Consider the following 21,053-nt stretch of genomic DNA (forward strand, 5'->3'; position numbering starts at 1 on the left):
GCGCCGCCCGGTGGATCAGGTGCGCAGCGCCACCATTTCCGAGACGCGCTGGGCGGCCTGCAGGAGCGGATCGAGGAATGCCTTGACCATCTGCTTGGCCGAAGTGCGCTGCGCGTTGCCGCTGATGTTCATGGCGGCGATCACGCGGCCCTGGCGGTTGCGGATGGGCGCGGAGATCGAGATGAGGCCGCCTTCGAGCTCCTGGTCGACGATGGCCCAGCCTTGCTGGCGCACCTGCGCGATGATCTTCTTGAGCTCGTCCTTGTCGGTGACGGTGCGCGGCGTGTGTGCGTAGAGCGGCGCGGCGCCGAGCGTGGCGTCGAGCGTCGCCTCGTCGAGCGTCGCGAGCAGCACGCGCCCCATCGAGGTGCAATAGGCGGGCAGACGGCTGCCGATCGAGAGGTTGATCGTCATGATCTTGTGCGTGGGCACGCGCAGCACATAGACGATCTCGGTGCGGTCGAGCACGGCGGCCGAGCAGCTTTCGTGCACCTCGGCCGAGAGTGCTTCCATGACGGGCTCGGCGAGATTCCAGAACGGCATCGACGTGAGATACGCGAAGCCGAGGTCGAGGATCTTGGGCGTGAGCCGGAACAGCCGCCCTTCGGCCTCCACGTAGCCGAGCGTCTGCAGCGTGAGCAGGATGCGGCGCGCGCCGGCGCGCGTGAGGCCGGTGGCGGCGGCGACGTCGGTGAGCGTCTGCTCGGGGTGCTCGGCGTTGAACGCGCGGATCACGGAAAGCCCGCGTGCGAACGACTGCACGTAGGAGTCGCCCGGCTTTTCGGGGATCTCCGGCTGCTCGTCGGAAGGGTCGGGCGTAGCGCGGCTGGCGGGGTTCATGGCGTCGGGGCGTCGGATCAAGGGCTTCAGGCGGCGCGTAAGGAACCCATGACGATAGCGCAAGCGCATTGATTCGCCAACCGGCGCACGGCGAGCGAGGCCGTTCGAGACGGAAAGTCGAGGCGGCAACGGACTTTATCGCTTTGATATTTGATTTTCAGCAATATCAAAGCCGAATATCAGGGTTGACGTAATTCGCGAATAGATATTCCGGCGTTATGTTGGATTCAATCTTATTATCAAATTATCTTCCTGGGAGCCAGTCGAATATTAATGTCAGACTAAATGCAGGACTTGTTGCTTTTCCCTTTTTCGATGCCCCGGAGTCTTTTCTATTTCCTTGGACAGCATGCTCTGCGCATGCTGAGAGCCCCTCTTCATCGGTCATTTACGTGCTTGAAAGATAATTGAAAGTAAATTGCGTCTTTCCGTCGCGCTTGCTCGATCGAGATATGTTGAAGGTCAAAAATCTGTCCGAGATCAAATTTCCGGATAGGCCCTTTCCGTAGAATTTCGCTAAACACGATAGGGGTGCATTTCGCGTGGCTATTTTGCGATGCAAATGCATAAAAGCGTCCAGGTGGTTAAACGGAAGAACAGGCAAACATGAAGAGAAAAGCCTTCAAAAGGTGGTTAATCCCCCTCGGCAGCGGGTTGCTCGCCTCCCTTGCGGGGTGTAGCGGCGAGCTGACCGTGCTCGATCCCAAGGGGAGCGTCGGCCTGGCCGAGAAGCACCTCATCGCCACGGCCACGTGGGCCATGCTGCTGGTGGTGATACCGGTCATCCTGCTCACGCTCTTTTTCGCCTGGCGCTACCGCGCGTCCAACCGCAACGCCACCTACGCGCCCAAGTGGGCGCATTCCACCGCGATCGAAGTGGTGGTCTGGAGCATTCCGGCCGTCATCATCCTCTTCCTCGCCATCCTCACCTGGAAGACCTCTCACGAGCTCGATCCCTACAAGCCGCTCGAATCGAGCGCGAAGCCCATCAACGTCGAAGTCGTCGCGCTCGACTGGAAGTGGCTGTTCATCTACCCGGACCTCGGCATTGCCACGGTGAACCAGCTCGCCGTGCCGGTGGGCACGCCGGTCAATTTCCGCATCACGTCGGATTCGGTGATGAACTCGTTCTTCATCCCGCAGCTGGGCACCCAGGTCTATGCGATGGCGGGCATGCAGACGCGCCTGCACCTGGTCGCCGACGAAGCGGGCGACTACGCGGGCATCTCGGCCAACTACAGCGGCAAGGGCTTCTCGGACATGAAGTTCCGCACGCTCGCGACGAGCCAGCAGGATTTCGACGCGTGGGTCCAGAAGGTGAAGGCGTCGCAGACGTCGCTTTCGATGGACCAGTACGCGAAGGTCTCGGAGCCAAGCGAGAAGGCGCCGGTCGAGTACTTCTCGACGGTCGACTCGAAGCTCTTCAACAACATCATCGCGAAGTACAACAACGGCCACGTCACGGATTTCACCGACCCGTCGTGCGTGACCAAGGGGTAAGCAGCATGTTCGGCAAACTGACATTAGAGGCAATCCCGTTCGATCAGCCGATCATCATGGGCGCCACGGCGTTCATGGCGCTGATCGTCATCGGCGTGCTCGGTCTCGTGATCGCGACCGGCAAGTGGAAGACTATCTGGAGCGAGTGGCTCACAAGCGTGGACCACAAGCGCATTGGTCTCATGTACATCATCGTGGCCGTGCTCATGCTCGTGCGCGGCTTTGCCGACGCCGTCATGATGCGCGTCCAGCAGGCGATGGCGTTCGACGGGCCGGGCTACCTGCCGCCGCATCACTACGACCAGATTTTCACGGCGCACGGCGTCATCATGATCTTCTTCATGGCGATGGCGCTCATGGTCGGCCTGTTCAACCTCGTGGTGCCGCTGCAGATCGGCGCGCGCGACGTGGCGTTCCCGTTCCTGAACTCGCTGTCGTTCTGGATGACGGCCATCAGCGCAATCCTCATCAACCTGTCGCTCTTCATCGGCGAGTTCGCGCAGGTGGGCTGGCTGGCCTATCCGCCGCTCTCGGAGCTCGCGTACAGTCCGGGTGTCGGGGTCGACTACTACATATGGGCCGTTCAGCTTTCAGGCGTGGGCACGCTCATTACCGGCATCAACTTCTTCGTGACCATCATCAAGATGCGCGCGCCGGGCATGAGCCTCATGAAGATGCCGGTGTTCACGTGGACGGCGCTGTGCTCGAACGTGCTCATCATGGCCACGTTCCCGATCCTCACGATCGCCGTTGCGCTGCTGGGCTTCGACCGCTACCTCGGGATGCACTTCTTCACGAATGACGGCGGCGGCAACATGATGCTGTATCTGAACCTGATCTGGGCGTGGGGCCACCCCGAGGTGTACATCCTCGTGCTGCCTGCGTTCGGCATCTATTCGGAAGTCATGGCCACGTTCTGCAAGAAGCCGCTGTTCGGCTACAAGACGATGGTCTATGCCTCGTGCGCGATCATGATCCTCGCGTTTCTCGTGTGGGCGCACCACTTCTTCACGATGGGCTCGGGTGCCGACGTCAACGCGTTCTTCGGCATCGCCACCATGATCATCGCGATCCCCACGGGCGTGAAGATCTTCAACTGGCTGTTCACGATGTACCGCGGGCGCGTCCATTTCACGGCGCCCGTGCTCTGGACGATCGGCTTCATGGTCACGTTCTCGATCGGCGGCATGACCGGCGTGATGATGGCCATTCCGGGCGCGGACTTCGTGCTGCACAACTCGCTGTTCCTCGTGGCGCACTTCCACAACGCCATTATCGGCGGCGTGGTGTTCGGCTACCTCGCGGGCCTGCATTACTGGTTCCCGAAGGTGTTCGGCCTCAAGCCCAGCGAAAAGCTCGGCAAGGCGTCGTTCTGGTGCTGGTTCGTGGGCTTCTACGTGGCGTTCGTGCCGATCTACGTGCTTGGCTTCATGGGCGCAACGCGCCGCCTGAACCACTACGACAACCCCGCCTGGCATCCGTATTTCATCGTGGCCGCCATTGGCGTGGCGATCATCGCGCTCGGCGTGGTGTTCCAGGTGCTCCAGTGGGTGATGGCGTTCGTGAACCGCAACAAGGCGGAATGCCAGGACGTCACGGGCGACCCGTGGGATGGCCGCACGCTCGAATGGGCGACCTCGTCGCCGCCGGCGGTCTATAACTTCGCGCTCATTCCGCAGGTGCAGGACATCGACGCCTTCGCCCACATGAAGGAAACGGGCCGTGGCATGGGTCTCGCCGCGAAGTACAGCGACATTCACATGCCGTCGAATACGTCGGCGGGCTTCTTTGTCGGCATGTTCAGCCTGGTGCTGGGCTTCGCGGGCGTCTGGCACATCACGTGGCTCGGTGTGCTCGCGTTTATCGCCATCGTTGTCACCATCGCCGCGCGCAGCTTCGGCGACGACGACGGGTACTACATTCCGGCCGCGAAGGTTCGCGAGATCGAAGAGAAGCGCCATCGTGCGACGGTTGCCGCCGAGCGCAAGATGGAAGCTGTGGAGGCTTAAGCGATGTTACAGAAAACCAATACGGCAACGCTTGCCGATTTCGATCATCACGATCATCCGCCCTCACAGTCCGTGTTCGGCTTCTGGGTGTACCTGATGACCGACTGCATCCTGTTCGCGGCGCTGTTCGCCACGTTCGGCGTGCTCGGGCATCAGTTCGCGGGCGGCCCCACGGGCAAGGACCTGTTCAATCTCAGCGACGTTGCCGTTGAAACCGCCGTGCTGCTGATTTCCAGCATCACCTACGGTTTCGCCATGCTCGGTGCGCACCAGCGCAAGACCGGCGCGGTACTCGGCTGGCTGAGCGTGACCTTCATTCTGGGCGCGCTCTTCCTCGTGCTGGAACTGCGCGAGTTCTCGCACCTGATCGCCGAAGGCGCGGGTCCGCAGCGCAGCGCGTTCCTCTCGTCGTTCTTCGTGCTGGTCAGCACGCACGGTGTGCACGTCTTCTTCGGCCTCGTCTGGATGGCCGTGCTGATGATGCAGGTGATCCGCCGTCCGCAGCTGGACGACAGGGAAGTGCGCCGTCTCACGTGCCTCAGCCTTTTCTGGCACTTCCTCGACGTGGTGTGGATCTGCGTGTTTACCTTTGTCTATCTCGGGAGCGTGATCTAAATGGCACATTCTCATAGCGAAGCCCATGGCAGCCTCGGCAGCTATGTGGCGGGCTTCATCCTCGCGGTGCTGTTGACGGCCGCTGCGTTCGGCGTCGTCATGCACGGCACGCTGGCGCCGGGCATCATCATGGTCGTGCTCGCCGTACTGGCCTTCGTGCAGGTGATCGTGCACCTCGTGTTCTTCCTGCATCTGAACACGTCGTCGGGGCAGGGCTGGAATGTGCTCTCGCTCGCCTATACTGTACTGGCGGCTGCGTTCCTGATCTTCGGCACGATTTGGGTCATGCACAACGTCGGCATGAACATGATGTCGCGTTAATCACTGGCGCTGTCCTGTGCCCGGGCGGGAACCGTCGGGGCACCGGTCCGCACAGGCCGACGGCCGCACAGACAGATGTTCTGTGCGGCCGTTTTCATTTCATCTGATGGAATATGCCCCTTCGATCAGGTGAGACGCCAGCTTGACACTCGCGCGCTGCGACGCCTATCATGGGCGCCAATTGTTCGTTAAACGATCATGAGTTCGCGTAACGAACAAATCGCATCTGGACATGCGCGCTCGAGTCCCGCCACTTTTTATCGCCCGCGCAGTCCGTCAATCTCAATCAGCCTTGCATTGGATCGCACCACGTGCGACTGGAACTGGAGACTCTCATGACGGAAGCATTTATCTGCGACGCGATTCGCACACCGATCGGCCGCTACGCGGGCGCCCTTGCGCAGGTTCGCGCCGACGACCTCGGCGCCGTGCCGCTCAAGGCGCTCATGGAGCGCAACAAGGACGTGGACTGGACCGCAATCGACGACGTGATCTACGGCTGCGCGAACCAGGCGGGCGAAGACAACCGTAACGTCGCGCGCATGTCGTCGCTGCTGGCGGGCCTGCCGCAGGCCGTGCCGGGCTCGACCGTGAACCGGCTGTGCGGCTCGGGCATGGACGCCGTGGGCATTGCCGCGCGCGCGCTCAAATCGGGCGAAGCGGGCCTGATGATCGCGGGCGGCGTGGAGAGCATGAGCCGTGCGCCGTTCGTGATGGGTAAGTCTGCCAGCGCCTTCGCGCGCGACGCGGCGATCTACGACACGACCATCGGCTGGCGCTTCGTCAACAAGCTGATGAAGCAGCAGTACGGCGTGGACTCGATGCCGGAGACCGCCGAGAACGTCGCCGTCGATTACGGCGTGAGCCGCGCCGATCAGGACGCGTTTGCGCTGCGCAGCCAGCAGAAGGCCGCGCGTGCGCAGGCCGACGGCACGCTCGCGCAGGAGATCGTCGCGGTGACGATCGCGCAGAAGAAGGGCGATCCGCTCGTGGTGTCGCGCGACGAGCATCCGCGCGAGACGACCCTCGAGACGCTGGCGAAGCTCAAGGGCGTCGTGAGCCCGGATGGCTCGGTGACCGCGGGCAACGCGTCGGGCGTAAACGACGGTGCGTGCGCGCTGCTGCTCGCCAACGAGGAAAACGCGAGACGCTTCGGCCTCACGCCGCGCGCGCGCGTGATTGGCATTGCGACGGCAGGCGTTGCGCCGCGCGTGATGGGTATCGGTCCGGCGCCCGCCACGCAGAAGCTGCTCGCGCGCCTGAACATGACCATCGACCAGTTCGACGTGATCGAGCTCAACGAAGCGTTCGCCTCGCAGGGCCTGGCCGTGCTGCGCATGCTCGGCGTGGCCGACGACGATCCCCGCGTCAACGCGAACGGCGGCGCCATCGCGCTGGGCCATCCGCTGGGCATGAGCGGCGCGCGTCTCGTGACGACGGCCACGTATCAACTGCACCGCACGCAGGGCCGCTATGCGCTGTGCACGATGTGTATCGGTGTCGGCCAGGGCATCGCTATCGCCATCGAGCGCGTTTGATTCTGTTCCGGCGACCCGAAGATTATTTTAGTTGCCGCCGATGCTGAAAATGCGTCGTGCATAAAGCCGCGAATCTTTTGATTCGCGGTTTTTTTTCGTCCTGCAGACCTGCATAACTTCATACCAACGGCACATATCGACACGCATCACATCCACGTTTCGTAAATAGTAAAAATGTGCTGAATTATTTCGGATCCGACACCGATCAATAAAACAACGCTTTTTGTGATGCGTTCAGCTTAATCTGATCTGGCTCGCAGCCATTCTCTAGTCGGTTTTTAAAAGGGACGCGTAGAATCGTCCCACTTCGGCACGAGCCGTTGCAGCGAAAATTAAACCCCGACTTTTGGAGAATACAGATGATGAAGGCAACATCGTTGGCAGCAGCGGTGGTCATTAGCATGGCGTTCGCGCAAGCCGCATCGGCGCAAACCGAGCAGCCTGCGTCGGCTCCCGAGGCACAATCGGCGCTTGCTGGCGCGGCGCAAGCGATCGTCGCCAATGCGGAGCCGATTCATGTGCAGGCCAAGATCGTCGGCATCGACCGTGCGGCGCGCGTGGTCACGCTGCGCGGTCCGCGCGGCAATGACGTGGACATCGCGCTCAGCCAGCAGGTGGGCAATTTCGACCAGCTCAACGTGGGCGATACCGTCGACGTGCTCTACAAGAACGCACTGCTCGTGACGGCCGAAAAGGTGACGGGCAAGGACAAGGGCATTCGCAAGCGCGTCGATACCAACGTCTATCTGCCGGCCTCGTCGGGCTACGACGCGGCGCGCCAGGTCGAGGTGCAGGCCACGGTGCAGCATATCAACATGAAGAAACGTGAAGTCACGCTGCGCGGCGCCTATCAAACGGTTACGCTCGACGCCACGCCCGATATCGATCTGAAGAAGCTCAAGGTTGGCGACACGATCCACGCCGTGTTCGTTTCGGCGTACGCAACGCAAGTCACGCCGGTGGGCCAGGCGCAATAAGCGCTGGCGGACCGCACGGTCCGCTCACACCAGCGAAAACGCCGGCGCACCGCGAATACATCGCGATGCGCCGGCGTTTCGATTAACGGCGGGCGCCTGTTACGGCGCCCGTTTTCTTTGGGCTGTCGTCAAGCAGGCTTACATGCCTGCCATGCACATGTACTTGACGACGACGTAGTCGTCCACGCCATAGTGCGAGCCTTCGCGGCCGAGGCCCGATTGCTTCACGCCGCCGAACGGCGCCACTTCGTTCGAAATCAGGCCAGTGTTGATGCCCACCATGCCGTACTCGAGCGCTTCGGCCACGCGCCACACGCGGCCGATGTCGCGGCTGTAGAAGTACGCGGCAAGACCGAACTCGGTATCGTTCGCCATCCTGATCACTTCCTCATCCGACGAGAAGCGGAACAGCGGTGCGAGCGGGCCGAACGTTTCGTCGCGCGCGACCTTCATCGCGGGCGTGACATTCGTGAGCACGGTGGGCTCGAAGAAGCCATGGCCGAGCGCGTGGCGCTTGCCGCCCGTGAGCACTTGCGCGCCCTTCGCGAGTGCGTCCTCGATGTGCGATTCCACCTTCAGCACGGCCGCTTCGTTGATGAGCGGGCCTTGCGTGATGCCGGCTTCCGTGCCCAGACCAACCTTGAGCTTTTCCACGGCTTCGCGCAGCCTGGCGGCGAACGTGTCGTAGATGGCGTCGTGCACATAGAAGCGGTTCGTGCACACGCAGGTCTGGCCGCTGTTGCGATACTTCGAGGCGATGGCGCCTGCCACTGCCGCGTCGATATCGGCGTCTTCGAAGACGATGAACGGCGCGTTGCCGCCCAGTTCGAGCGAGACCTTCTTGACCGTCGCCGCGCATTGGCTCATCAGCAGGCGGCCTACCGGCGTCGAGCCCGTGAACGAGAGCTTGCGCACCGTGGGGTTGCTCGTGAGCTCGCCGCCGATCGCCTTCGGGTCGCCAGTGACGACGCTGAAGATGCCGGCCGGCACGCCCGCGCGCTCGGCCAGCACGGCCAGCGCGAGTGCCGAAAGCGGCGTGGCTTCGGCGGGCTTGAGCACGATCGGGCAGCCTGCCGCGAGTGCGGGGCCGACCTTGCGCGTGATCATCGCGGCGGGGAAGTTCCACGGCGTGATCGCGGCGCACACGCCCACGGGTTCCTTGGTCACGACGATGCGCTTGTCATTGGCGACGGTCGGAATCGTGTCGCCGTAAATGCGCTTGCCTTCTTCGGCGAACCATTCGAGGAACGACGCGGCGTAGCCGATTTCGCCCTTCGCTTCGGCGAGCGGCTTGCCTTGCTCGGTGGTGAGGATCAGCGCGAGGTCGTCGGCGTTCGCCATCATCAGGTCGTGCCACTTGCGCAGGATGACGCTGCGCTCCTTCGCGGTCTTTGCGCGCCAGGCGGGCCATGCGGCGTTCGCAGCCGAAATCGCGCGGCGCGTTTCGGCGGCGCCCATGCGCGGCACGGTGCCGATCAGCGCGCCGGTGGCGGGGTTGATCACGTCGAGCGTGGCGCCGTCTTCTGCGCCTTGCCATTCGCCGTTGATATAGGCCTTGCTTTGCAGCAGCGATGCGTCTTTCAGGTTCATGCTTGAGCTCCGACAGGCTTCGATTCGATTTCGATGCAATAAGAACGACAAACGGCACAGCGGCAAACGCCGGTGTGCCGTTTCGTGGAGGGCCCGCGCGCGGCGGGCCACTAAGTGCGTGTGCTAAGGCTGAAGTCGCGACGCGAGGCTTACGCCGGCACGCCCACGGCTTCCTTGATCGACTCTTCGAGGATCGCGAGCGCTTCGTCGAACACGTTGTCCTGAATCGTCAGCGGGAACAGGAAGCGCACGACGTTCGAGTACACGCCGCAGATGAGCAGCAGCAGGCCGCGGTTCAGCGCGGCGGTCTGCACGCGCTTGGTGAAGTCGGCGTCCGCTTCGTTCGTGCCCGGCTTGAAGAATTCCACGGCGTTCATCGCGCCCGGGCCACGCACGTCGGCGATTTGCGGCACTTCGGCCTTCATCGCGTTGAGCTTTGCCTTGAGCTTGTCGCCGAGCTTCGTGGCGCGCTCGCAGAGCTTCTCTTCTTCGATGATCTCGATCACCGCGTGCGCCGACGCCACGGCCAGCGGGTTGCCCGCGTACGTGCCGCCGAGGCCGCCGGGCGCTGCCGCGTCCATGACTTCCGCGCGGCCGACCACGCCCGACAGCGGCATGCCGCCGGCCAGGCTCTTGGCGATCGTCATGAGGTCCGGCGTGACGTCGTAGTGTTCCATCGCGAACAGCTTGCCGGTGCGCGCGAAGCCCGTTTGCACTTCGTCGGCGATCAGCAGGATGCCGTGCGTGTCGCAGATCTTGCGCAGGCCGCGCACGAAGTCAGCGGGCGCCTGGTAGAAGCCGCCTTCGCCCTGGACCGGTTCGAAGATGATCGCGGCGACGCGCTTCGGATCGATGTCGGCCTTGAACAGCATCTCGATGTGCTTGAGCGAGTCAGCCGTGCTGATGCCGTGGACCGAGTTGGGGTACGGGGCGTGGTAGACGTCGGCCGGGAACGGGCCGAACGCGAGCTTGTACGGTGCGACCTTGCCCGTGAGTGCCATGCCCATCAGCGTACGGCCGTGGAAGCCGCCCGCGAAGGCGATCACGCCCGGACGGCCGGTGTGGGCACGGGCGATCTTGACGGCGTTTTCGACGGCTTCGGCGCCGGTCGTGAAGAACGCGGCCTTCTTGGCGAAGCTGCCCGGTGCGCGCTGGGCGACCTTCTCGGCCAGCGAGACGTACGACTCGTAGGGGACGATCTGGTAGGCGGTATGCGTGAAGTGGTCGAGCTGCGCCTTGATGGCGGCGACGATCTTCGGATGGCGGTGGCCCGTGTTGCAGACGGCGATGCCGGCAGCGAAGTCGATGAAACGGCGGCCTTCGACGTCCCACAGCTCCGCGTTCTCGGCGCGCTCGGCGTAGAAGTCGCACATCACGCCCACGCCACGCGGGGTAATGGCGTTCTTGCGGTTCTGCAGATCGGCGTTCTTGGTCACGTTCGTCTCCTTCGAAAACAGTGTCGGTTCGGTTGGCGGGTGGACCGGCTTTCGGTCCCATTCGGCCCGCACTCAGTCCATGCAGCGACTATACTCACGTTTGGCTCTAAATTTCAGAGCCATTCAGTAAAATTATTAGGAGCCAATTTCGATGCGAGCGAGTGTCCTGTCAGACTGGCTGGCCCAGCGGATCGAACGCGGCAGCGGTCAGCCGGTCTACCGGCAACTGCATCGTTTGCTGCAGCAGGCGATCCTTTCGCGCGAGCTGCCGGCGGGCGCGCGGGTGCCGTCGTCCCGGCTGCTGGCGGCGGAGCTGGGCATCGCGCGCAATACGGTCACGCAGGTGTACGAGCAACTCGTGCTCGAAGGCTATGTGACTTCGGCGACGGGGCGCGGGACCTTCGTCGCCGATACTTCGCCTGACGAGATCGTTGGCGCGGCGGAAATTGGCTCCCTGCGCACGGTTAAAAACGCTGCGGATTCTAGATCCGCACCCAATTCGATGACGGCAAGCCGGGTGGGTGATGCCGGCGTAATCGCAACTAACAGCCTCGACGCGCACACCTCGTCAGGCGCCCATGGCGTGCCGCCAACCCCGGTGATCCCTGTAACGCAGGCCCATTCCCTTCGCGCGGATGCCGGGGAGACCCCGGTGTCGTTCGCGCCCACGCAGGCGCAGCGCACGGCGGCCCGTGCGCTCTCCACGCGCGGCGCGCGCCTGATCGCGGGTGCGGGCGTTTCCAAGCGCCAAGGCGGCGCGTTCATGCCGGGCGTGCCCGACGTCTCGCGCTTTCCGGCACGCATCTGGACGCGCCTGCACAACAAGTACTGGCGCAGCCTGCGCCCCGATCTGCTGACCTACGCGCCGGGTGGTGGCCTGGCGCTCCTGCGCCACGTGCTCGCCGACTATCTGCGCACTTCGCGCTCGGTGCGTTGCTCGCCCGAGCAGATCATCATCACGACGGGCATCCACCAGTCGGTGGACCTGGCCGTGCGTCTGCTCTCCGACCCCGGCGACACGATCTGGACCGAAGATCCGTGCTACTGGGGCGTGCGCAGCGTGATGCAGGTTTCGGGGCTCAAGCCGCGCCCGATCGCAGTGGACAGCGAGGGCATCAATCCGTCGGCGGCCGATTTCGCCGCCGCGCCGCCGAAGCTGATTCTCGTCACGCCCTCGCACCAGTACCCGCTCGGCATGGTCATGAGCCTCGCGCGCCGCCGCATGCTGCTCGAGTACGCGCGCCAGCACCAGTGCTGGATCATCGAGGACGACTACGACAGCGAGTTCCGCTACGGCAGCCGGCCGCTAGCGTCGCTGCAGGGGCTCGACACGGCGGGGCAGGTGATCTATGTGGGCAGCTTCGGCAAGACGCTGTTTCCGGGGCTGCGCGTGGGCTATCTCGTCGCTCCCGAGCCGCTCGCCGAGAGCTTCGCGACCGCGAGCGCCGAGCTCTATCGCGAGGGCCAGCTCCTGCAGCAGGCGGTGCTGGCGGAGTTCATCGCCGAAGGGCATTTCACCTCGCACATCCGCAAGATGCGCGCGCTCTATGGGCAGCGGCGTCAGGTGTTGCTCGATGCGGTCGCGCGCCGTTATGGCGATGCGCTGCCGGCCATGGGCGGCGATGCGGGCCTGCACGTGGTCATGCAGCTGCCCGAAGGCAGCGACGACCGTGCCGTGGCCGAGGCCGCGCTTGCGCGCAATATCGTGGTGCGGCCGCTGTCGGGGTATTACTCGGAGCGCGAGCGTGCGGCTTCGGGGTTGTTGATCGGCTATGCGTGCGTGCCCGACGAGGAGATCGCGCCTGCATTCGATACGCTCGCCGAGGCGATTGATGTGACGTTGCCGGTGTTTGTCGAGTGATCGTTTTCGATAACTTTTGGCACTGTTGAGCAATTGCCGGGACGCCGTCGAATCGACGGCGAGGTTCTCGCGAACACTTGCAGAATGCGAAGGGCTAATAATAATTTTTATGCCTGACGGCTCCCGAAATAAATGAGTCTTGCATAAATCGAAGGTGTGCAGGATGGCCGTCAACTATCGTTATCGCGCCACTGTTCTGTGGCGTTCATGTTGATATGATCCCCGCGCTATCAGGCCGGATTTCTTGGGCTGTTCCTTCGCCGCTCTAATTCGATTTCGAGAGCGGCTTTCCCGATCGATGCTTCATTGCTGCCATCCATTGCAGACGACCCCGGTTTCGACTGACGGTGGGCGCGGCTCGTTGTTCTCCGGATAAGCCGCCATACGCCGCCCCTGTTTCTCCCGTACGCGCAGCAACAACGACCGACTCCGAGACCCATGAGCACGCACTCTCATCCAGCCCATCCCGCGCAGCCGGCGCCACCGGCGGCACCGGCGGCACCGGCTGCGCCCGCCGCCTCGCCGGCACCCGCCTGGACCCCGCTGAACTGGGCCTTTCCGTTCACGCCGCTCGGCAAGGACGACGCCACTGACCCGATGACGTACATGAAGGCGCTGGCGCAAGCGGACGACGGTTTCTATCCGCTCGGCGCCAGCGGGTTGTGGCATGGAGGCGTGCACTTCGGCTCGTCCACCGCCACGATGCTGAAGCAGGATACCGGCGTGCGGGCCATCGCCGATGGCGAGGTCGTGGCGTACCGGCTCGACAGCAAATATCCCGCGCAGACCTGGCAGGACGGCCACCAGGCGCTCTACTCCACGGGCTTCGTGCTGGTCCGCCACAAGCTGCAGCTGCCGCCGAAGCCGGCCCCGGCCAGCCCGCAGGGCGCACCGGTGCCGGCTTCCAGCCAGGGCACAGCCGCGGCGCCACCCGCCTCCTCGCCTTCCGCTGCAGGCACGCCGGCACCGCCCAGGCCCGCGCCGGACGAAACGCTCACGTTCTTCAGCCTGTACATGCACCTGATGGACTGGAACAGCTACCAGGCAGCGCAGGAGCAGGCACGGACCGCGCAAACCGGTGCAGCGAAGCTGAACCTGGCGCCGATGCCGTTCTGGGAAGGCGAGCGCTATTACCGCGTGGGCGACCAGGCACCCAATATTCAGGCGATGCCAAAGCCGAAGACCCCGCCACCCCCGCCGGCGGATGCGATTGACTACGACCTGCTCAAAGAATTCATCGAGGCAGGCTTTGTTGCACCACCCAAGCCACCTGCGGCCCAGCCCGTTGACGACGCTCCGCTACCTGCGCCGGTGAAGGGCATCGCGATTCGCGACCTGCCGAACGGCAAGCTCATCGGCATCCTGCCCAGGGGCGCTGAGCTCGTGGTTTCCGAAACGGACCCGAAGCATCCCGGCTGGCAGAAAATCAGGGCGCTCAGGACCGGCCAGCCAGTCAGCGCGGAGGTCGGGAAGCCGGTCTCGCCGCACGCCCCGTGGAGCTGGGTGTATGTGAAAGAACTCGACGCGGTGCTCGATCCGAAGCCGCTCGACACGGTGGTCGTGCTCAAGCAGCCGTATGCCGTGAAGGCCGGCGACGTGGTGGGCCAGATGGGGCACTACCTGCGCTACGTCGACGCGTCGCCGCTGCCGCCGAAGCCGACCCGGCCGCTGCTGCATCTCGAAGTCTTTGCCGGACCGGAACTGCAGGCGTTCATCGAAAAGAGCCGGGCGCGCGCAAAGGACCTGCCGGCGGCAAAGACCTTTCTGGAGATTTCGCCCGGTGCGCAGTTCGTGACGGACATCCCCCAGCCGGACAGGACGCTGCCCCGGAGCCCGGGTGGCCTGAAGCTGGTGCCGGTGGGCAACGCCACGGGCTCAAGGTGGGTCAAGGTCCAGCCGAAGACGGTGACGATGCCAGCACCGAGCGCCAACAATACCCATGGCGGGCATCACGGGCATCCTGCACCGCGCCCGATACTGACCGACACGGGTCCCCAGGTGTGGGTGGAGGCCAGACTCGCAAACACGACGACGACCGGCGTGGTAAAGGCGTGGACGAGTTTCCCGCTGAACGTCTCCAGCGCGAAGGGGCCGGGCGCGGATTTCCGCGACGTATTCCGGCGCACCGATCTGGACAGGCTCGGTGCCGACAACGTCGCGATTGACGACAAGGGTCACCGGTGGTGGAACATCACGATCGGCGCCCGGGACGGTTCAACCCGGCAGGGCTGGGTGTGCGAAGAGCATCACCCGCTCGCGCGAATGTGCGGCCCATGGGACTGGCCGGGGTTCGAACTCGTCGACAACACCGGCTTCAGGCCAGTCGACATGCTCAAGCGCTATATCCACGTGACGGACCAGTATCTGGTGGATGAAGACAAGTCGGAGTTCGAGCCGGGCGCGCTGAGCGTGAACGCCGGGGATTTGATCGTCAAGCTCGAGAAGGCGATTGACGCGAACCACGACGGCAAGGTGACGGCGCAGGAGTTGAAGCACGCGCAGGAAACGCCTTGGATGGCCGAAGCGCTCACGCATCTGGTGGTGCGCTCGGAGAGCGAATGGGGCGGCGGGCTGGGCAAGTGGGAAGAGATGTCGCCGCTGATGAAGAAGCTGCTGTGGCTGTGGAAGGCGGAGATCGAGCGGATCGGGAAGCTGCAGTGGTGGGAACAGGCGGTGGGGATTGAGGGGTTTCCGAAGGAGCCGACGCCGTGGCATTTTCATCCGGTGGGGATGGTGGGGAATTTTTCCTCAACCTGTAGTGAGGAATGCAAGACGGACGCTTTGGATTTTCAAACTACCGAGGGGATGTTCTATTCATCGAAGGAAGCCTTTTCCCTTGTATTGAGAATTGAAGGTTATGGCGAAACTCCGTATGTTCCAGGCGATCATCGAGATCAATCCAGCGGTGTGACGATAGGATACGGTTATGATTTAGGTCAACAAGTTTCTGCACAAGCAGCTACCGATCTAAATGGATTGGTGCCTCCAGGGCAAATTACAAGGTTGCTTGGCGCAATCGGGAGGCGCGGAGATCACGCTCGAGCACTTATCCCTTCTCTTTCCGATATAAAAATCTCAAACCCAAATGCGCTTGAATTGGCTCGACGAATGAAGCGACGCTATGCACAATACACCGTTGATGCATTTCCGGGTGTCACACGACTACATCCACATTGTCAAGGGGCCTTGCTTAGTTTGATTGTGAATCGTGGGCCAGGCTTGGAGGATAAGCCGCACCAAAAAACACGTGCTCAAATGAGGGAAATCAGAAAGGCAATCCAGGATAACAATCTGCCTGGTGTGCCCTTACAGCTACGTGCCATGAAGGTACTCTGGGACCCTGCAAGTCAGAGGGGACTTATCATAAGACGAGAAGCGGAAGCCCTATTGTTCGAGAAGGGCATGAATTGTAATTGTTGGAGATGAGTGATGATGAAGATTGTTGCTGTATTTGCAATATTTTTGGCATCTCATGCTGCCTTTTCGAAAGCAGTTTGTGGCGGCCAAACTAACTACGAGATTGAGCATTGTGCTCGTTCTAATTACGAATCTGCCGATAAAAATCTCAATCAAAACTATGGCAATGTATTAAATAAGATGCCTGCAAGAGATAAACAAAATCTCGTTGCAACTCAGCGATCATGGGTTGTCTATAAAGAAGAATATTGTCAATCCGCATATGACGCTACTAGCCCCGGGGAAGAGGCGGCTATTGACAAATTGACATGTCTGACTTCGGTGACGGAGGCGCGAACAAAGGAAATTCGCTATCTCGACTCATCGGTTGGAATGGACGATTTTAGGCGATCGTTGGCGATTATGGCCAATCTTTATGAGCATGGGGACACTGGTAAGGTGATTTCGAGGTTGGTAAGTCAAAATTCAGATGGAAATGATCTGAATTGGATGAAATATGTGGATTTAAATTGCAGGATGACCGCCTCAAAATTGAGCGAGGAGCATAATGCCTGTGTAGCGCGACTGAATTTCTACAGGAATTGGTAGAGATTCATTGGAAATTATTTTGCGTGCCGCAATGCGTTTGTTTCATATGATCACAGGTCGATGACGGACGACGGTGTTCCGACCGCCTCGAACGGTCGTCAGTCCAGGTGCGAGCGCCACCTGATATCGAGCCTGCCTGCGTCCCTTGGCGCGTCCAGCACAGTGCACCGCCCGAGTCTGCTCACATCCGTATCAACACCGCCCCACAAGTCACAAGCACGCACGCGACCATGCGGCGTGCGGTGAGCTTTTCCCGCATGAAGAGCCAGCCGATCAGCACCGCGAAGATCGACGACATCTCGCGCAGCGCGGACACCATGGCGATCGGCAGATAGCGGAACGCCTCGATCACGAGGCAATACGCGCTCAGCGCGAGCACGCCCGCGAGCATGCCGCGCAAGGCATTGGCCTTCGAGACGAACATCTGCGCCGCGCCGCCGCGCAGCTTGCAGACCACGATGAACTGCGGGACGTTCCACAGCAGGTAGACCCACATGATGTAGCTGAGCGGATTGCCGGCGAGGCGCGCGCCGAGGCCATCGACGATCGAATAGGTCGAGATGAAGAAGCCCGTCACTAGCGCCCAGGGCACGCTTTCGCCCGAGAAGCGCATGCCGCGCCTGAACGCGAGCGACATGATGCCGAGCGAGACGAGCATCACGCCCGTGGCGGCGAGCGCGTGCAGTTCCTCGTGCGCGAACACGAGCGCGCCCACGAACACGAGCAACGGCGAGAGGCCGCGCGCGATCGGGTAGATCTGCCCGAAGTCGCCGCTGCGGTAGGCGCGGATCAGCGCGAAGCAGTACGCGAATTCGAGCAGCGCCGATGCCGCGATATACGGCCAGCTCGCGGCAGCGGGCAGCGGCAGCACGCACACGCCGACGGCGCTCACGAGCACATAAGGCACCGAGAACATGCCGAGCAGCCAGACGCGGTCGCCCGAGAGGTGGAGAAACGCGTTCCAGCTCGCGTGCATGAGTGCCGAGAGCAGGACCAACAGGACGACGAAGCTTGCCATTGAACGAGCGCAATGAGTGGGAGGGGGCGGTTGCGGCCGCAAGCAGTCGATTATTCCAGCGAATGCGCCGCAGCGCCAGAACGCAAGGAAGGACCGCATGAAGAAAAAAGCGCGGGCCACGTGGCGAATGCCATGGAACCCGCGCTGCGGTGCTTGAAGCGGAACGCGTCAGTGTCAGATCACGCGCGCGCGCAGTTTTGCCGAGATGAGGTCGATCACTGTCACCACGGCGATCACCATGATCAGCACCGCGCTCGTCTGCGCATAGTCGAACGAGCGGATCTCTTCATAGAGCACGACGCCGATGCCGCCCGCGCCCACCATGCCCACCACCATCGCCGAGCGCACGTTCGACTCGAACCGGTAGAGCGCGTAAGAGATCCACAGCGGCATGACCTGGGGCAGCACGCCGTAGATGATCTCGTCGAGCGGCGTGGCGCCGGTCGCGCGCACGCCCTCGGCGGGGCGCGGGTCGATGGCCTCGACGGCCTCCGCGAAGAGCTTGGCGAGCACGCCCGTCGTGTGGACCCACAGCGCAAGCACGCCCGCGAACGGCCCGAGCCCGACCGCGACGATGAAGAGCATCGCGAACACCATCTCGTTGATGGCGCGGCACGCGTCCATCAGGCGGCGCACCGGATGGAGGACCCAGCGCGGCGCGAGATTGTGCGAGGACATCAGCCCGAACGGCACCGCGCAGACGATGGCGAGCGCCGTGCCCCAGAGCGCGACCGCCACCGTCACCCACATCTCGTGCACATAGGTGCGCCATTCGGTGAAGTCGGGCGGGAAGAAGCCGCTCGCGAAGATGCCCATGTTCTGCGAGTCGGCGAACAGATCGAGCGGGCGCATGTCCGCGCCGCGCCAGGCCGCGCCGAGCAGCGCGAACACGATCGCCCAGAGCACGAGCGAGGACCAGCTGCGCTTGCCGGCCGCCGCGCTCATCTGGCTCGCGAGCGGCGCCGGCCTGGCCGGCGCTTGCGCGAGCGCTTCGCCCTGGCGTTGCTCAGGCTCTGCGCCCAGGCCGTCGGCGTGCTGGGCGAGCCGCGATGCGTCGAATTCCATCGTGCCCATTACTGCTTCGTGGCGGTTGCGAGCGCGCCGATCTTCGCGTCGATGGCCGCGATCTGGCTCTTGCGGTCTTCGTCGGAGAGATGCGTGTCGGCGGCGATCTTCTCTTTCTGCTGGAACAGCGCGACCTGGCGGATCGGCAGCAACTGGGCGTCGGAGGCGGGCGCGAAGCCGGCGTAGCCCGTGATGTCGGCCATGATCTTCTTCTCCTTCGGATCGGTCTTGGCGTAGTGATAGAAGAAGTCACGCAGCTTCTGCTTGGTGGCCTCGGGCAGGTCCTTGCGCCACACGAGCGGGTCGGACGGGATCAGCGGCGAGGTCCACAGCACGCGCACCTGGGCGAAGCGGTCCGGATGCTTTTGCTGGAGCGTGGCGAGCTCGATCGTGTTGTTGGTCGCGATGTCGACCTTGTTGTTGACCACGGCGAGCAGGTTGGCTTCGTGGCTCGAAGGCAGCACCGTCTTGAACGTCGACGCATTCACCGAGACGCCGTGCTGCGCGAACAGGTAGTAGCCGGGAATCAGCGTGCCCGAAGTGGAATTCGGATCGCCCCAGCCGAGCGTGAGATCCTTCGTATTCTTGAATACATCGTCGAGCGTCTTCACACGGCTGTTGACGTTGGTGATCAGCACCGACTTGTAGCCGGCGTCGCCGTTGGCGTAGAGCACCTTCGCGAAGATTTCGCCGTTTGAGCGGTCCACGGCTTCCATGGCGGACGCGTTGCCGAAGTAGCCGATCTGCACCTTGTTGAAGCGCATCGCTTCGATGATGCCTGCGTAGTCGGTGGCGAAGAACGCGTTCACGTGCAGGCCGGTCTGGCGGTTCATGTCGTCGATGAACGGCTGCCAGCGCTGCTTGAGCACCGCCGACGAATCGGTGGAGATGATGCCGAAGTTGATGTCTTCCGCGTGAGCGGCCGAAGCGCCGAGCGAGGCGAACGCAACGGCGCCGGCGGCGCACCAGGAGAGCATGGAACGGAGCAGTTTCATGGGAGAGGCGGATTCCGTGTGGAGGGGGAACGTTTGCGTGATCAGGCTGCGGTGAGGTAATCGGGGCAGCCTCAGGCTGCGTTGGGCTGTGCGCCGAAGCGCTGGGTGGCCGCGTGAGCGGGATCGGCTTCGAGCAACTCGCGCGCGGCGCTGCCATAAAGCTCGTGCAGCAGGGCAGGCGTGAGCGCGGCGGACGGGCCGTCGTAGACCACGCGACCGTCGCGCAGCGCGACCGTGCGTGGGCAGTACCGCATCGCGATATCGACCTGATGCAGCGACACGAGCACCGTGAGCCCGTGATTGCGGTTCAGCATGCGCAGCATGTCCATCACGCGGCGCGACGACTCGGGGTCGAGCGAGGCGATTGGCTCATCGGCGAGAATCAGGCGTGCGCGCTGCACGAGCGCGCGGGCGAGCGCGGCGCGCTGCTGCTGGCCACCCGAGAGATTGGCGGCGCGCTCGCCTGCTTTGTCACCGATACCCACTTCCGCGAGCGCCGCGGCCGTGAGCTCGCGCTCGCTGCGCGGAAACCATCCGGTGAGGCGGCGCCACAACGGCAGGCGCGCGAGCGCGCCAATCAGCACGTTGGTTTCCACCGTGAGCCGATGCACGAGATTGAACTGCTGAAACACGAAGCCGATATCGCGGCGGATGCGGCGCACTTCGCGAACGATGTGCCCGTTCTGTTGAATCGGGCGGCCAAGTATTTCGATCTGCGAAGGTTGTGGATCGGCGGCCACGAAGCCGGCGATGTGGCGCAGCAGTGTCGACTTGCCCGAGCCCGATGCGCCGATCAGCGCGACCATTTCGCCGGTGCTTACGCGCAGGTTGATTTCGTTGAGGGCTTTGCGGTTTGCTGCGCCGCTAAAGGTCTTCGAGAGGCGTTCGATGCGGATTGCGTCCATGTCGATTCGTCATGTGGATCGGGCGCGTGGCCGCGAATCCTTGATTGAGTCGGGGTCATTCTAGGAAGGGACTATGACGGTTGAGTGAAGGTGTCGCGACGTCTAGACGACTATATGTTTTTAGCGGCTGCGCGCTGGGAGCGATCTGGATCGTGTCGGTTGCGTGACAGCGTGCGCTTGTGACATCTGTGTGACGTCTCGGATGTGTCACGTGCAATGCAGCGTGATGCGGTTATATTGGCGGCAGATGTGCGCGGTGGCCCGCTTTTGTGCGGGAATTCTTTTCGTGGGGGCTCTTGAAATTGTGATTTCTGGGGATGGGTGCGGGTTATAGTACTTTCGCGTTTAACTTGTTTTCGCGGCGGGCCGCAAGCGTTG

The 21,053-nt window shown here is 62.8% G+C and carries 16 protein-coding genes; 9 read left to right on the top strand and 7 right to left on the bottom strand.

Annotation, left to right across the window (positions count from 1 at the left end):
* Positions 1-15 precede the first annotated feature (15 nt).
* Entirely contained in the window at positions 16-840 is an 825-nt protein-coding gene (locus BO1_RS36085) for an IclR family transcriptional regulator (protein ID WP_043288010.1), read from the bottom strand.
* 606 nt (positions 841-1,446) lie between these two features.
* On the opposite strand from BO1_RS36085, the gene cyoA reads away from it, so the two are divergent.
* The 6 genes from cyoA (at position 1,447) to BO1_RS36115 (ending at position 7,800) form a co-directional block, all read left to right on the top strand.
* Positions 1,447-2,340, top strand: a complete 894-nt coding sequence (cyoA, locus tag BO1_RS36090) for a ubiquinol oxidase subunit II (RefSeq protein ID WP_028221732.1) — start codon at positions 1,447-1,449, stop codon at positions 2,338-2,340.
* 5 nt (positions 2,341-2,345) lie between these two features.
* Positions 2,346-4,349 (top strand): cytochrome o ubiquinol oxidase subunit I, encoded by a 2,004-nt coding sequence (gene cyoB / locus BO1_RS36095; protein WP_028221733.1) that lies wholly within the window; start codon positions 2,346-2,348, stop codon positions 4,347-4,349.
* Between the two features lie 3 nt (positions 4,350-4,352).
* Positions 4,353-4,964: a cytochrome o ubiquinol oxidase subunit III gene (gene cyoC, locus BO1_RS36100; RefSeq protein WP_028221734.1), complete on the top strand. Its 612-nt coding sequence runs from the start codon at positions 4,353-4,355 to the stop codon at positions 4,962-4,964.
* A complete protein-coding gene (cyoD, locus tag BO1_RS36105) occupies positions 4,965-5,285 on the top strand; it encodes a cytochrome o ubiquinol oxidase subunit IV (protein WP_028221735.1) in 321 nt (106 codons plus the stop codon).
* Positions 5,286-5,620: 335 nt separating this feature from the next.
* A complete protein-coding gene (gene pcaF / locus BO1_RS36110) occupies positions 5,621-6,823 on the top strand; it encodes a 3-oxoadipyl-CoA thiolase (RefSeq protein ID WP_028221736.1) in 1,203 nt (400 codons plus the stop codon).
* A 362-nt stretch (positions 6,824-7,185) separates the two neighbouring features.
* The gene (locus BO1_RS36115) at positions 7,186-7,800 is read left to right on the top strand and encodes a hypothetical protein (protein ID WP_028221737.1); all 615 of its coding nucleotides are present in this window, start codon (positions 7,186-7,188) and stop codon (positions 7,798-7,800) included.
* A gap of 138 nt (positions 7,801-7,938) precedes the next feature.
* On the opposite strand, the gene gabD is transcribed toward BO1_RS36115, so the two are convergent.
* Together gabD and gabT are read right to left on the bottom strand one after the other, a co-directional pair.
* A complete protein-coding gene (gene gabD / locus BO1_RS36120; RefSeq protein ID WP_028221738.1) occupies positions 7,939-9,390 on the bottom strand; it encodes an NADP-dependent succinate-semialdehyde dehydrogenase in 1,452 nt (483 codons plus the stop codon).
* A 149-nt stretch (positions 9,391-9,539) separates the two neighbouring features.
* Positions 9,540-10,826 carry a 4-aminobutyrate--2-oxoglutarate transaminase gene (gabT, locus tag BO1_RS36125; RefSeq protein ID WP_281179226.1) on the bottom strand — a complete coding sequence of 429 codons (1,287 nt, stop codon included), beginning with the start codon at positions 10,824-10,826 and terminating at the stop codon, positions 9,540-9,542.
* A 151-nt stretch (positions 10,827-10,977) separates the two neighbouring features.
* Between gabT and pdxR the strand changes: the two genes are divergently transcribed.
* The 3 genes from pdxR (at position 10,978) to BO1_RS58325 (ending at position 16,692) form a co-directional block, all read left to right on the top strand.
* Positions 10,978-12,687, top strand: a complete 1,710-nt coding sequence (gene pdxR / locus BO1_RS36130) for a MocR-like pyridoxine biosynthesis transcription factor PdxR (RefSeq protein WP_028221740.1) — start codon at positions 10,978-10,980, stop codon at positions 12,685-12,687.
* Positions 12,688-13,125: 438 nt separating this feature from the next.
* A complete protein-coding gene (locus tag BO1_RS54150; RefSeq protein WP_156992588.1) occupies positions 13,126-16,113 on the top strand; it encodes a lysozyme family protein in 2,988 nt (995 codons plus the stop codon).
* A gap of 3 nt (positions 16,114-16,116) precedes the next feature.
* Positions 16,117-16,692, top strand: coding sequence for a lysozyme inhibitor LprI family protein (locus BO1_RS58325; protein WP_084688474.1), 576 nt, complete (start codon positions 16,117-16,119; stop codon positions 16,690-16,692).
* Between the two features lie 181 nt (positions 16,693-16,873).
* Here BO1_RS58325 and BO1_RS36140 read toward each other — a convergent pair whose 3' ends face one another.
* The 4 genes from BO1_RS36140 to phnC all read right to left on the bottom strand — a co-directional run bounded on the left by BO1_RS36140 (position 16,874) and on the right by phnC (position 20,675).
* A complete protein-coding gene (locus BO1_RS36140; RefSeq protein ID WP_028221741.1) occupies positions 16,874-17,710 on the bottom strand; it encodes an EamA family transporter in 837 nt (278 codons plus the stop codon).
* A 174-nt stretch (positions 17,711-17,884) separates the two neighbouring features.
* Positions 17,885-18,655: a phosphonate ABC transporter, permease protein PhnE gene (phnE, locus tag BO1_RS36145; protein WP_028221742.1), complete on the bottom strand. Its 771-nt coding sequence runs from the start codon at positions 18,653-18,655 to the stop codon at positions 17,885-17,887.
* Between the two features lie 128 nt (positions 18,656-18,783).
* Complete coding sequence (gene phnD, locus BO1_RS36150) at positions 18,784-19,770, bottom strand: phosphonate ABC transporter substrate-binding protein (RefSeq protein ID WP_028221743.1); 987 nt, start codon at positions 19,768-19,770, stop codon at positions 18,784-18,786.
* Between the two features lie 71 nt (positions 19,771-19,841).
* Complete coding sequence (gene phnC, locus BO1_RS54155; protein ID WP_043288006.1) at positions 19,842-20,675, bottom strand: phosphonate ABC transporter ATP-binding protein; 834 nt, start codon at positions 20,673-20,675, stop codon at positions 19,842-19,844.
* Positions 20,676-21,053 lie beyond the last annotated feature (378 nt).

Source organism: Paraburkholderia oxyphila NBRC 105797 (genome assembly GCF_000685075.1).
GTDB lineage: Bacteria > Pseudomonadota > Gammaproteobacteria > Burkholderiales > Burkholderiaceae > Paraburkholderia > Paraburkholderia oxyphila.

Bases quoted from the DNA above. Each gene is read 5' to 3' on its own strand.
- pdxR (WP_028221740.1), top strand. From the start codon at position 10,978: ATGCGAGCGAGTGTCCTGTCAGACTGGCTGGCCCAGCGGATCGAACGC.
- cyoA (WP_028221732.1), top strand. From the start codon at position 1,447: ATGAAGAGAAAAGCCTTCAAAAGGTGGTTAATCCCCCTCGGCAGCGGG.
- BO1_RS36140 (WP_028221741.1), bottom strand. From the start codon at position 17,710: ATGGCAAGCTTCGTCGTCCTGTTGGTCCTGCTCTCGGCACTCATGCAC.
- phnD (WP_028221743.1), bottom strand. From the start codon at position 19,770: ATGAAACTGCTCCGTTCCATGCTCTCCTGGTGCGCCGCCGGCGCCGTT.
- phnC (WP_043288006.1), bottom strand. From the start codon at position 20,675: ATGGACGCAATCCGCATCGAACGCCTCTCGAAGACCTTTAGCGGCGCA.
- BO1_RS36085 (WP_043288010.1), bottom strand. From the start codon at position 840: ATGAACCCCGCCAGCCGCGCTACGCCCGACCCTTCCGACGAGCAGCCG.
- phnE (WP_028221742.1), bottom strand. From the start codon at position 18,655: ATGAGCGCGGCGGCCGGCAAGCGCAGCTGGTCCTCGCTCGTGCTCTGG.
- cyoC (WP_028221734.1), top strand. From the start codon at position 4,353: ATGTTACAGAAAACCAATACGGCAACGCTTGCCGATTTCGATCATCAC.
- cyoB (WP_028221733.1), top strand. From the start codon at position 2,346: ATGTTCGGCAAACTGACATTAGAGGCAATCCCGTTCGATCAGCCGATC.
- BO1_RS36115 (WP_028221737.1), top strand. From the start codon at position 7,186: ATGAAGGCAACATCGTTGGCAGCAGCGGTGGTCATTAGCATGGCGTTC.
- BO1_RS54150 (WP_156992588.1), top strand. From the start codon at position 13,126: ATGAGCACGCACTCTCATCCAGCCCATCCCGCGCAGCCGGCGCCACCG.
- gabD (WP_028221738.1), bottom strand. From the start codon at position 9,390: ATGAACCTGAAAGACGCATCGCTGCTGCAAAGCAAGGCCTATATCAAC.
- cyoD (WP_028221735.1), top strand. From the start codon at position 4,965: ATGGCACATTCTCATAGCGAAGCCCATGGCAGCCTCGGCAGCTATGTG.
- pcaF (WP_028221736.1), top strand. From the start codon at position 5,621: ATGACGGAAGCATTTATCTGCGACGCGATTCGCACACCGATCGGCCGC.
- BO1_RS58325 (WP_084688474.1), top strand. From the start codon at position 16,117: ATGATGAAGATTGTTGCTGTATTTGCAATATTTTTGGCATCTCATGCT.